This window comes from Haloactinopolyspora alba (assembly GCF_003014555.1).
Taxonomy (GTDB): domain Bacteria; phylum Actinomycetota; class Actinomycetes; order Jiangellales; family Jiangellaceae; genus Haloactinopolyspora; species Haloactinopolyspora alba.
Genome location: NZ_PYGE01000012.1, coordinates 115,669 through 127,955 on the forward strand (window position 1 = coordinate 115,669; position 12,287 = coordinate 127,955).

Genomic DNA, 12,287 nt, shown 5'->3' on the forward strand with positions numbered 1-12,287 from the left:
CGAGTGCGGCGGCGAGTGCGCGTCAGACGCGTTGGGCAGCGGCCGCCGGCGCTGGAACAATGGCCTCATGAAGGCGGGCTGGACGAGTCTGGGTGACATCGCCTCGGCGCGGTGCCAGGGTGCCGACCCGTGGGCGGGCGGGACGTGGCGCTTCGCCGACGTCCAGGCCGATGCGGTGCGAGCCTCCTCCACGCCCACGCCCACGCCCACGCCCACGCCCACGCCCACGCCGGCGGCGGACACGGCGCCCGCGGCAGCCACGGCGGCGGGCGCGGGAGGCGCGAAGCCGGCGCGACGCCGCCGCGGGCGGATGGTGCCGGCGCTGCTCGCGGTGGCGGTGGCGTCCGGAGCCGCGGGCGGGCTCGTCGCCGACCGGTTCGACGAGTCCGAGGGCTCCACGGACACGATGACGGTCATCGGCGCGGACCCGACCGGGCTCGAGAGGCGCCCGCCCGAGTCCGTCGCGGGCGTCGCGGCCAGCGTGTTGCCCAGCGTGGTGTCCGTCGAGGTGAACGACGCCGCCGGGTCCGGGTTCGTGATCGCCGAAGACGGCTACATCCTGACGAACAACCACGTGGTCTCCGCCGCCGACGACGGCACGGTCGGGCTGACGCTGTTCGATGGCCGGCGGTTCGAGGCCGAGGTGGTGGGCAGCAGCCCCAGCTACGACGTCGCGGTCCTCCGGATCGACGCCGACAACCTCACGCCCGTGGTCTTCGGCGACTCCGGCTCGGTCGCGGTCGGTGACCCGGTCGTGGCCATCGGAAGCCCGCTCGGGCTGGACGCGACCGTGACGAGCGGCATCGTCTCGGCCCTCGAGCGCCCGGTGACCGCGGGCGGGCCGGCGTCGCAGTCGTACATCAACGCGTTGCAGACCGACGCCGCGATCAATCCGGGCAACTCCGGCGGTCCGCTGGTCGACAGCGCCGGGCGCGTCATCGGGGTGAACTCCGCGATCGCCTCGCTCGGCGCCGGCGGCACGGCCGGCAGCATCGGTCTCGGGTTCGCGATCCCCATCGAGCAGGTGCGCCGGACCGCCGAGCAGCTGATCAGCGACGGTGAGGCCGTCTATCCGATCATGGGCGTGCTGCTCGACAACGGCTACGGCGGCCCGGGCGCGCAGGTGGCCGACGACGGCGAGAACGGTCCGGGCGTCACGCCCGGCGGGCCCGCCGACGACGTCGGCATCCGGTCGGGCGACGTCATCGTCGAGATCGACGGCGAGCGGGTGCGCAGCCCGGCGGAGCTCATCGTGCGGTTGCGGGCACACCAGCCCGGCGACGACGTCACGCTGACGGTGCAGCGCGACGACGAGGTCCTGGAGTTCACGGTGACCCTCGATGCGGCGGTCGGTTGACGCGCCACGTAAGCTGGATCGCACGATCGCCCGAGTGGCTGAGAGCCCGACCGAGCTGGGAGCTGGAGCGGCGTGTTCGATATCGGTATCGGCGAGGTGTTCGTCATTCTCGTCGTCGCACTGCTCGTCTTCGGGCCGGACCGGTTACCCGCGATGGCCAAGCAGGCGGCCTCGTTCGTCCGTGACCTGCGCACCATGGTCGCCAACGCGCGACGTGACCTTTCCGGCAGCGTCAGTGACCTCGGCATCGACGAGGACGACCTGCGCACGCTCTCGGACCTGCGCAACCCGCAGTCGTTCGTCCGCAAGAAGGTGCTCGACGGCGTCGACCTCGGTCTGGACGACCTCGGCATCGAGGACGAGCCGAAGAACGGCCACGCCACCAACGGCAAGTCGCGCGACGGCTCCCGGTCGGACGGGTCGGTGGAGCGGACGTCACGCAAGACCGGGACGGCCACCGGCTCGGACGCCTCCGGCGACTCCACCGGCTCGGGCGGAACCGATGCCGACGCCGGCGGAGATGGCTCCGAGGTGAGCCCGAACGGCTCCGAGGTGAACCCGAACGGCGCGGGTGCCGCCGAGTCCGCCCCGTCCGCGGCGGACTCGGCGGACACCGTGAGCGACGGCGCCGCCGCGGCGGATCCGGACACGGTCAGGGCCGGCGCCGAGGCGCCACGGTTCGACCCCGACGCCACCTGACACCAGCCCCGACGAGCCCACCCGTCGGGTCCACCCGACGGGTCCACCCGACGGGCTCACCCGACGGGTCCGCCCACGGTGATACCGATGGCCCCGTGTCACCTCCGTGATCATCAACGATCCACCCCACCATGACGGGGCGAAACGTTGATGATCATGACCAAGGTCCGGGCGACTCGTCGCGGCCGTTCGCACGTGTGAATCCGTATGTTCACCGGTATGACAGGATGTTGTCCATTCGTCACGTTTCGATTGCATTACGAGCGTCGACAGGCAACTGATCTGGTGATCTAATCAATCTGTCGGGTGTCCGTGGACGCCGCTCCGGGCACCCGACGGACTTGCGAGCGCCGATCGCGCCCTGACCAGCCAAGGAGTCGACCGTGACCACCGGAGAGGTGAGCCGGCGCACGCTGGCCGACGAGCTGGCCGCCGGGGTGGTCGATCTCATCTACTCCCAGGGGCTCGAGCCGGGCGCGCAGATGGACACGGTCCGGGCACTGGCGGAGCGCTTCGAGGTGGCGGTGCCGACCCTGCGCGAGGCGTTGCGCCGGCTGGAGGCCATGGGGGTCGTCGTGCTCCGGCACGGCTCCGGCGTGTACGTCGGCGCGAACGTGCACCGTTCGGTGCTGCCCAACCCGCACAGCCAGCTCCTGACCGCAGAGCGGCTGATCGACCTGCTGGAAGCGCGCCGCGTCATCGAGCCTCCGATCGCGGCGCAGGCCGCGCGCGTCCGTGACGCCGAGGGCAGCGCCCTGCTGTCGGAGAAGCTCGCCGAGGCCGAGCAGTGCCTCACCCATGAACGTGACCGGTTGTGGCTGGTCAATCTCGACTTCCACCGCGCGCTGGCACACACCGCCGGCAACGCGGTGCTCGCGGAGGTCGTGGACTCGATCGTCCTCGTCCACGCGCACGAGCAGAAAGAGATTCTCCGCCTGCACGGAAACGAGTCCGAGGACTTCGCCGAGCACCGGACGATCACGAGAGCCGTCCTCGACGGCGACGTCGACGGCGCCTACCGCGCCACGCACGATCACCTGACGAACGTCATCGAGGCAATCCGGGCCCGGGACCAGGGCACGGAGATCTGACCCCGGCCAAGGCTTCCACGCCGATCGGCCGGCACGTCCGCACGTCATTCATCAACGGCACACGAGGTGGTTCAACGTGAGACTCCGATACAGCGCGACGGTGGCCGGGCTGGCTGCGTCGGCGCTGGTCCTGGCGGCCTGTGGCGGGGAGGGCGAAGGCGAGTACGGCGGTTCCGAGGCGCCTGGCACGGTCTCGTTCTACACGGACAAGGCCGCGTGGGAGCCGCAGTTCCTGCAGGTCTCGGACGTGTCCGAGCACAGCCTGGGGCTGGGGCTCGAGTTCACCGGGTACTCCGACGCGGAACAGTACAACGCGTTCATCAAGCAGTCGTTCCGCACCGACGAGAAGCCCGAGCTGTTCACCTGGCACACGGGCAGCCAGCTCGAGGAGCTCGTCGCCGAGGATCTCGTGGCGCCGACGACGGACATCTGGCAGCAGGCCATCGACGACGGCAACGTGCCCGCCGAGCTGCGGAAGAACTTCACCGTCGGCGAGGAGCAGTACTGCGTGCCGATGAACGCCGCGTACTGGGTGATGTACTACAACAAGAAGATCTTCGCCGAGCACGGCATCAAGGAGCCCAAGACCTGGGACCAGCTCATGAACGCGGCGGACACGCTGGTGGCCGCGGGCGAGACGCCGTTCTACGAGACCAACATCCTGTTCTCGTTCGTGTGGTTCCAGACCCTGCTGGCCGGTACCGATCCGGAGCTGTACCAGGCGTTGTCCACGGGTGAGGCCAGTTACACGGATCAGGGCGTCGTCGACGTCATGAACCGCTGGCGGAAGATGCTCGACGCGGGCTACTTCGGCGACCCGGGTGACCAGACGCCGCCGCAGGAGCAGCTCAAGGCCGGCACCGTCTCGATGATCAACTTCGGCACGTTCCTGAGCGGCCAGCTCAACTCCGTCGACATGGTCGCCGGCGAGGACTACGGCTTCTTCACGATCCCGAACGTCAACCCCGACCTCGGCAAGCAGTCGCTGATCTTCGAGACCTCGCCGATCTGCACCGCCAAGGACGCGGAGAACAAGGACACCGCGCTGCAGTACGCGTCCTGGTGGTTCACCGAGGAAGCGCAGACCGCGTGGGCGAACGCGCGCGGCGACGTCTCGTTCAATCCGAAGGCCCTGATCAACGACGAGGAGCTCGCCACGCTGAACGAGGAAGCGGGCACTGACGGATACCAGCTGCTCGAGCGGTACTTCGAGGCAACGCCGCAGCCGATCCTCACCGTGGCGCTGGACGAGTTCAGCGCGTTCGTCACCAACCCGGGCGACCCGATGCCGCACCTGGAGACGATCCAGGCCGAGGCCGAGGCGTACTGGAGCGAACAGGGCTGACAACCCGCCGCCGACACAGCCGCAACTGGGGGAGACGACGATGACGGGGCTGAGCACGCCCGCGCCCGCCCGCACCACCGCCGGGCGCGGGCCGGGCGCCACCGGGCGCGGGCGGAGACGAGGCGGCCCGTACCGGTGGTCGGCGCGGGCGTTCAGCCTGCCGGCGATCCTGTTCGTGGCGGTGCTGCTGTACCTGCCGTTCCTGTGGACGGCGGCCATCAGCTTCACCGAGTACGACGGCCTGGGCTCGCCGGAGTGGGTCGGGTGGGCGAACTACACCGAGATGTTCGCCGACCCGAACTTCACCACCTCGATGCGCAACACGCTGATGTGGGTGGTGGGCACGATCACCGTGCCGGTCGGGCTGGGCCTGCTCATCGCCGTCCTCACCCACGACATGCGCTTCGGCGCATGGTTCCGGCTGCCGTTCCTGCTGACCTACGCGGTCTCGCCGGTCGCGGTCGGCGTCGTGTGGACGTTCGTGCTGCAGAACGGCGGCGGGCTCAGCCAGGCGCTGGACGGGCTCGGGCTGCCCGGCGCCGACAGCCGCTGGCTGCTCGACGAGCCGTTGAACACGCTGATGATGATCGGTGCGTGGGCCTGGCAGCAGACCGGCGTGAACGCGTTGCTGTTCGTCATCGGGTTGCAGTCGATCCCGAAGGAGCCGCTCGAGGCGGCCCGGCTCGACGGAGCGTCGGGGTGGCGGATGTTCCGGCACATGCTCTGGCCGATGCTGCGGCCGCTGACGACGGTGGTGGTCGGCCTGGCGCTGGTGGCCAGCCTGAAGACGTTCGACATCGTCATGGCCATGACCGAAGGCGGGCCGGGCCGCAACTCCGAGACGCTGGCGCTGACCATGTACCGCGAGGCGTTCGTCAGCAGCGCCTACGGGGCCGGTTCGGCGGTGGCGCTGTTCCTGACCGTGGTGACGCTCGTCGCGGCGATCACGTACCTGCGTCGCCAGTTGTCCACCAAGCACGAGATCTGAGGGTGATGACGATGTCTCGTGTGCTGCGCCCGCTGTTCCTGGGCCTGCTCGGGCTGGTCTGGCTCGCTCCGCTGTACCTGCTGCTGGTCAACGCGTCCAAGCCGATGGCCGGATACGTCTCGGACGAGGTGTGGAAGCCGCTGGCCGATTTCGCGTTGTTCGACAACCTGGCCGACGCGTGGGAGCGGGCCGGGCTCGGCGACGCGGTCGTCAGCACCACGATCTACAGCGTGCTGGGCCCGGCGGTGGCGGTGCTCGTCGGCGCGGCCCTCGGGTTCGCGATCGTGGCGCTGCGGCTCCGGCACGGCTTCTTCTGGTTCGTGCTGGTGTTCGGCGGCACCGTGTTCCCGCTGCAGATGATCGTGCTGCCGCTGTTCGTCGGCTACGCCGAGGTCGGCCTGTACGACTCGCGGCTGGGCATGATCCTGGTCTACGTCGCCATCAGCGTCCCGTTCTCAGCCCTGGTCATGCGCAACTTCCTCGGCGGGATCGCGCATCAGGTCTTCGAGGCCGCGGTGGTGGACGGCGCGTCGACCTGGCGGATCTTCTGGCGGATCTACCTGCCGATGTCCGCCAGCGCCCTGGTGGCGGTGTTCATCCTGCAGGCCACGTTCGTGTGGAACGACCTGCTGCTCGGGCTGACGCTGAGCCAGTCCGACGAGGTACGCCCGCTGATGACGGCGCTGACCGGCATGCAGAGCACGTACGGCGGCTCGCAGCTGCCGACGGTCCTGGCCGGCGGGCTGCTGGTCTCGGTGCCGACGGTCGTGCTGTTCCTGTCGACGCAGCGCTTCTTCACCCGGGGCCTGAACCTCGGGCAGTTCTAGGGAGACACGATGACGAATGTGGCCGTGGTGACCGGCGCGGCCGCCGGGATCGGCCTGGCGGTCGTCGAGCGGCTGGCGGCGGACGGCGACACCGTCGTCGCCGTGGACCGCGACGCGGCGGCTCTGGAGCGCCTCGGCGCCCGCGCGCACGACGAGGGCTGGACCGTCGTGCCGACGCCGCTGGACGTGGCCTCCGACGAGGACGTGCGCAGGTGCGCCGCCGAGCTGGCCGAACGGTACGAGAGCATCGCCGCGTACGCCGCGACCAAGGGCGCCCTGTTGTCGCTGGTGAAAGCGATGGCGGTGGACCACGCAGCCGACGGTGTCCGCGTCAACGCGGTCTGCCCGGGGTCGGTGGACACGCCGATGCTTCGTACGGCGGCCGAGCGCTTCGGCGGTGGCCGCGGAGGTGACGAGGTGGTCGGCGAGTGGGGACGGACGCACCCGGTCGGCCGGGTCGCGCAGCCGGCCGAGGTGGCCGACGCCGTCGCCTATCTGGCCGGGCCCGGAGCAAGCTTCGTCACCGGAACGGATCTGCTGATCGACGGTGGTGTCATGGCGGCGCTGGGGGTCGCGCTGCCGGAAGAGAACACGGGGGAGGAGTAGGGCATGCGGATCGTCGACATCCGAGCGACCACGGTGACCGTCCCGTTGCAGGCGCCGCTTCGGCACAGCAACGGAGCCCACTGGGGCCGGTTCGTCCGCACCATCGTCGAGGTCGAGGCGGACAACGGGCTCGTCGGCCTGGGCGAGATGGGTGGTGGAGGGCACAGCGCCGAGGACGCGGTCCGGGCGCTGCGTGACTACCTGATCGGACACGACCCGGCGCGGACCGAGGTCCTGCGGTTCATGCTCGCCAACCCCACCGCGAGCCTGTACAACAACCGCACCCAGCTGCTCGCGGCCGTCGAGTTCGCCTGCCTCGACCTACAGGGCCGCCACCTCGGCGTGCCCGTGCACGAGCTGCTCGGCGGCCGGGTGCGCGACCGGGTGCCGTTCGCGAGCTACCTGTTCTTCCGCTACCCCGCGCCGGACGGCAGCGGCGAGGTGCGGACCCCGGAGCAGCTCGTCGAGCACGCGCGTGAGCTGAAGCAGCAGCACGGGTTCACCGTGCACAAGCTCAAGGGCGGCGTGTTCGCGCCGGAGTACGAGCTGTCGTGCTACCGGGCGCTGGCCGAGGCGTTCCCGGACGACCGGCTGCGGCACGACCCGAACGCGGCGCTGTCGCCGGAGGACGGCATCCGGTTCGCGAAGGGCATCGAGGGCCTGAACAACGACTACGTCGAGGACCCGACCTACGGGCTCAACGGACTGCGCCGGGTGCGCGAGCGCACCACGGTCCCGATCGCCACCAACACCGTCGTCGTCAACTTCGAGCAGCTGGCCGCGAACGTCCGCGACCCCGCGGTCGACATCATCCTGCTGGACACGACGTTCTGGGGAGGCATCCGTGCCTGCGTGCGCGCCGCCGGCGTGTGCGAGACGTTCCAGCTCGGCGTCGCCGTGCACTCCTCCGGCGAGCTGGGCATCCAGCTGGCGACGATGCTGCACCTCGGCGCGGTCGTGCCGAACCTGTCGTTCGCCGCCGACGCGCACTATCACCACCTCGCCGACGACGTCGTCGACGGCGGGATGTTCAGCTACCGCGACGGCGCGATCGACGTGCCGTCCGGGCCCGGGCTGGGGGTGACGCTGGACCGCGACAAGGTGGCCGAGTACGCCGAGCTCTATCGCGAGCTGGGTGGCTACCCGTACGACCGCGACCCCGGGCGGCCGGGCTGGTACCCGTTGCTGCCGAACACCGACTGGGCCGACCCGACCGTCGGCGGTCCCGTCGACCTGTCCGCACCCTCGCGTTGATGCCACGACGACAGATCGGACTGTGATGGCTGAGCGGTTCATCCCCCGGGTGGACGACTTCGACGGTGACGTCGTCCGGCAGCGATTCGACGACATGGTCAACCCGCCGGGGCTGACCAACGGTCTCGGCGCGGCCCAGGTGGACCACGATGTCACCGGCGTGCGCAGCGTCAACGTGCCGCCGTTCTCGCACGGCGACACCGTCACCGGCGTGCTGTCGGTGGACGGGCGGCTGTTCCGGTCGTTCGGCGAGCCGGTGTCGACGCGGTGGCGCCCGGACCGAGTGCTGCGGTGGGCCCGGCTGGGTGACCTGTCGATCACGACGGTGACGGCGATGCCGCCGGACACCCAGGGCGTCGTGATGGCCGTCGAGGTGACCAACACGTCGGACCGGCCCCGGAACGTACGCCTGGGACTGTCCGCCGCGTCGACGGTCACCCGCTCGACCGGCGGATGGACGCAGCCGGTGCCGCCGTCGGAGCCGAACACGCTGACGCCCGCCGACGGCCGCGCGGCGCTGGTGGGCCGGGCGCGGGCGGGCTCAGCGGTCAGCGTGCAGGGCGTCGACGTGCCCGGAGCCCGGGTGCTCGACCGCACGGTCGAGGTGACCGCGGACGTCGCCGCAGGAGAGACGTACCGGTTCGGCTACGTCCACGTGATCGACGGCGACGAGGCCGCGGCGCTGGCCGCCTTCGACGAGGCCGCCGCGGACGTGCCCGGGCGTATCGACGCCACACGAGCCTGGTGGAACGCCACCCTCGAGGCCGCGTTCACGCCCGGGAACGACCGGTTCAGCGGGCACGTCCCGGTGCTCGAGACCAGCAACGACGCGGTGCGCCGGCTGTACTGGTGGGGCGTGCTGGGCGTGATCTGGTTCCGCCGCGACAACCCGGCGAGCGTCCTGGGCCGCGTCTACGACACGTTGACACCGCGGTACTGGCAGACCACCACGTTCATCTGGGACTTCAGTCTCAGCTCGATGGTGCATGCGCAGTTGGACCCGGAACCGATGCGGCGCCAGCTCGAGCACTGGATCGCCCTGGACATCCACCGGCACTTCGGCACCGAGTGGCTCACCGGCGGCCCGGCCGGCTACTGGTACTCCGTCAACGACTACGCGATGACGCGGCTGGTGCGCGACTACGTCCGGTGGAACGGACGGCGCGACTTCCTCGACGTGGAACTGGCGGCCTCGGACGGGCCGCGCCGCCCGGTGGCCGAGCACCTGCGGGACTGGGCGACGGCGTGGGAGTCCTTCCGCGGCGCTCATGCGCTCGCCGACTACGGCGAGATCGACAACCTGCTGGAGTGCGTCAGCTCGTACGTGCACGAGGTGGCCTCGCTGAACGCCGCGAACGTGTGGTGCATGCGGGCGGCGGCGGACGTCGCCGGGTTCCGTGGCCGCACGGCGGAAGCAGCCGACCTGCGGGCGCGCGCGGACGAGCTGCTGACGCAGGTGCGCGAGCTGTACGTCGACGGCGGCGGGTACTGGAACGCGCGCCAGCCCGACGGGCGCATGGTGCCGGTGCGGCACTGCTACGACTTCGCCACCGTCGGCACGACCATCGGGCGGGACCTCCCGGAGCGTGAGCGTGCCGAGATGGTGGCGTTCTTCGTGCGGGAGCTGCAGACACCGTCGTGGATGCGTGCGCTGTCGCCGTACGACGACGACGCGTCGTTCAGCCTGCGCCCGGACCATCAGTGGAACGGCGCCTACCCGGCGTGGCCGGCGGACGCGGCGCGGGCGCTGATCCAGCTGGGCCGCGCGGACGTCGTCGCGGGGTGGCTGCCGGGGCTGGCACGTACTGCCAACCAGGGACCGCCCGGGCAGGCGCATTTCGTGGAAGAGGCCGCGGAGCCGGTCAACGGCGGTGCGGCGAAGGCGCCACCACAGTACCCGTACCTGATCGACTGGGCGTGCTCGTCGGCGGGATCATGGGCGGCGCTGGTGGTCGAAGGGCTGTTCGGCGTCGACGTGGCGCTGGACGGCACCGTGACGGCAGCGCCGCAGCTGGACGGCGTCGACCCGGAGGCGCGGCTGCGCAACCTGCGCGTGGGCGATCGCCTGGTGGACGTCGACGCCGACGGTGTGGTGTCCGACGGAGTGTCGTGACCGGGTGCGGTTCGTCGTGACCGGGTGCGGTTCGTCGTGAACGGGCGCGGGGTGTCGTGACCGGGGCGCGGTTTGTTGATCAGGTGCCGTACCGGCGTCTCTCGCCGCGAGTACGTCACCTGATCGTTTCCCGTCCGCGATCCGAGACGCGATCAGGTGCAGCACCGTCCATGTGACCTCCCAATTGTCATCGCGCGTCGTCACCTGATCGCTCCGGAAGCGACGATCAGGTGAGCAAACGACGATCAGGTGAGCAAACGACGATCAGGTGACCAACGCGCAGGGGCGGGGGCGGGGCCGACGCGGAGGAGCGGTCAGGAGCTGGGCGAGAGGCTCAGCGACATCCCGGCCAGGCCGCGTTGGCGGTGCGACAGCCGCCGCGCCATGTCGTGCATGGCGACCGACGCGGGGGCGTCCGGCTCGCTGAGCACCAGCGGCTTGCCGTCGTCGCCGCTCTCGCGCAGGTGCATGTCCAGCGGCACCTCGCCCAGCATGGGGACGTTCGCGCCCAGCCGCCGCGCGAGCCCGTCGGCGACGCTCTGACCGCCGCCGGTGCCGAAGACGTCGATGCGGTGCTCCGGGCCGCAATGCGGGCACGGCATGTAGGACATGTTCTCGATGACCCCGGCCACCTGCTGATGCGTCTGGATCGCGATGGAGCCGGCGCGCTCGGCCACCTCGGCGGCGGCAAGCTGCGGGGTGGTGACGACGACGATCTCGGCGTTGGGCAGCAGCTGCGCGAGCGAGATGGCGACGTCGCCGGTACCGGGCGGCAGATCGAGCAGCAGGACGTCGAGGTCGCCCCAGAACACGTCGGTGAGGAACTGCTGCAGCGCCCGGTGCAGCATCGGCCCACGCCAGGCGACCGGGGTGTCGCGATCCTTCTTGAACATCTCGGTGGAGATGAGCTTCACCTCGTGGGCGGGGATCGGCATGATCATCTGGTCGACGACGGTGGGTCGTGCCCCGTCGACGCCGAGCATCCGCGGCGCGGAGTGGCCGTAGATGTCGGCGTCCACGAGCCCGACGGAGACGCCGTCGGCCGCCATGGCCGCGGCCAGGTTCGCGGTGACCGACGACTTGCCGACACCGCCCTTGCCGGACGCGACCGCGTAGATCCGGGTGAGCGAGTCCGCCTTGGTGAACGGGATCTCCTTCTCCGGAGCGCCGCCGCGCAGCTGCTTCTGCAGCTCCTTGCGTTGCTCGTCGGACATCACGTCGAGCTGGACGTCCACCGACGTCGACCCGTCGAGCGCCATCACCGCGGCGGTGACGTCGCGGGTGATCGTGTCGCGCAACGGGCAGCCGGCGATGGTGAGGTAGACCTCGACGGTCACCCTCCCGTCGTCGGCGACGTCGACCGACTTGACCATGCCGAGCTCGGTGATCGGCTTTTTGATCTCGGGGTCCTGGACACCCGCGAGGGCAGCGTTGACGTCCTCGACGGAAGGGAGCGCAGTCATGCCCCCGATGCTATGTCGGCGATGCCGGGTGTCCCCACGTTCGGGGCCGGGCGGCTTAGGATGTGGGACCCATGACAGCCACCGACGGCGCGGACCTCCGCGTCACCCCTGAACAGCTCGAAGTGTGGAGGCTGTTCATCCGCGTTCACGCTCGCGTGCTGCGCCGCCTCGAAGCCGATCTGCAGGAGTACCACGGCATGTCCCTGGCGTGGTACGACGTGCTGGCGCGGCTGCTCGAGGCCGACGAGCGCCGGTTACGGATGACGGAGCTCGCCGAGCGCGTCATGCTCTCGCCGAGCGGCCTGACCAGGCTGGTGGACCGGATGGCCGACGACGGGCTCGTGCGGCGGGTGCAGGCCGAGGGCGACGGCCGCGGTTACTTCGCGGTGCTGACCGACGCCGGGTACGAACGGCTGCGCGAGACCAGCGGTACCCATCTGCGCGGTATCCGCGAGTACGTCGTCGGCCGGTTCAGCGACGACGAGCTGCGCACCGTCGCCGAGTTGCTGAAGCGCGTGGACGAGTAGCGCCGGCGTCGCCCGCC

11 protein-coding genes are annotated in these 12,287 nt (G+C 70.5%); 10 read left to right on the forward strand and 1 reads right to left on the reverse strand.

Features of this window, described 5'->3' with window-relative positions:
• Positions 1 to 67: 67 nt before the first annotated feature.
• From CLV30_RS16555 to CLV30_RS16595, 9 genes are all read left to right on the forward strand, one after another.
• Positions 68 to 1,357, forward strand: a complete 1,290-nt coding sequence (locus CLV30_RS16555) for a S1C family serine protease (protein ID WP_165358702.1) — start codon at positions 68 to 70, stop codon at positions 1,355 to 1,357.
• A 72-nt stretch (positions 1,358 to 1,429) separates the two neighbouring features.
• A complete protein-coding gene (locus CLV30_RS16560; RefSeq protein ID WP_106538332.1) occupies positions 1,430 to 2,056 on the forward strand; it encodes a twin-arginine translocase TatA/TatE family subunit in 627 nt (208 codons plus the stop codon).
• A 383-nt stretch (positions 2,057 to 2,439) separates the two neighbouring features.
• Positions 2,440 to 3,147, forward strand: a complete 708-nt coding sequence (locus CLV30_RS16565; RefSeq protein WP_205741007.1) for a FadR/GntR family transcriptional regulator — start codon at positions 2,440 to 2,442, stop codon at positions 3,145 to 3,147.
• A gap of 76 nt (positions 3,148 to 3,223) precedes the next feature.
• Positions 3,224 to 4,492, forward strand: coding sequence for an ABC transporter substrate-binding protein (locus CLV30_RS16570; protein ID WP_106538333.1), 1,269 nt, complete (start codon positions 3,224 to 3,226; stop codon positions 4,490 to 4,492).
• 40 nt (positions 4,493 to 4,532) lie between these two features.
• The gene (locus CLV30_RS16575; protein WP_106538334.1) at positions 4,533 to 5,480 is read left to right on the forward strand and encodes a carbohydrate ABC transporter permease; all 948 of its coding nucleotides are present in this window, start codon (positions 4,533 to 4,535) and stop codon (positions 5,478 to 5,480) included.
• Between the two features lie 11 nt (positions 5,481 to 5,491).
• A complete protein-coding gene (locus CLV30_RS16580) occupies positions 5,492 to 6,307 on the forward strand; it encodes a carbohydrate ABC transporter permease (RefSeq protein ID WP_106538381.1) in 816 nt (271 codons plus the stop codon).
• 9 nt (positions 6,308 to 6,316) lie between these two features.
• A complete protein-coding gene (locus CLV30_RS16585; protein WP_106538335.1) occupies positions 6,317 to 6,913 on the forward strand; it encodes an SDR family NAD(P)-dependent oxidoreductase in 597 nt (198 codons plus the stop codon).
• Between the two features lie 3 nt (positions 6,914 to 6,916).
• Positions 6,917 to 8,167 carry an enolase C-terminal domain-like protein gene (locus tag CLV30_RS16590; RefSeq protein ID WP_106538336.1) on the forward strand — a complete coding sequence of 417 codons (1,251 nt, stop codon included), beginning with the start codon at positions 6,917 to 6,919 and terminating at the stop codon, positions 8,165 to 8,167.
• A gap of 25 nt (positions 8,168 to 8,192) precedes the next feature.
• On the forward strand, positions 8,193 to 10,280 hold the full coding sequence (locus tag CLV30_RS16595) for a glucosidase family protein (protein ID WP_106538337.1): 2,088 nt from the start codon (positions 8,193 to 8,195) through the stop codon (positions 10,278 to 10,280).
• A gap of 314 nt (positions 10,281 to 10,594) precedes the next feature.
• Here the strand turns inward: CLV30_RS16595 and CLV30_RS16600 are convergent, their stop codons facing one another.
• Positions 10,595 to 11,743, reverse strand: a complete 1,149-nt coding sequence (locus tag CLV30_RS16600) for an Mrp/NBP35 family ATP-binding protein (RefSeq protein WP_106538338.1) — start codon at positions 11,741 to 11,743, stop codon at positions 10,595 to 10,597.
• Positions 11,744 to 11,814: 71 nt separating this feature from the next.
• On the opposite strand from CLV30_RS16600, the gene CLV30_RS16605 reads away from it, so the two are divergent.
• Positions 11,815 to 12,270 carry a MarR family winged helix-turn-helix transcriptional regulator gene (locus CLV30_RS16605; protein ID WP_106538339.1) on the forward strand — a complete coding sequence of 152 codons (456 nt, stop codon included), beginning with the start codon at positions 11,815 to 11,817 and terminating at the stop codon, positions 12,268 to 12,270.
• Positions 12,271 to 12,287 lie beyond the last annotated feature (17 nt).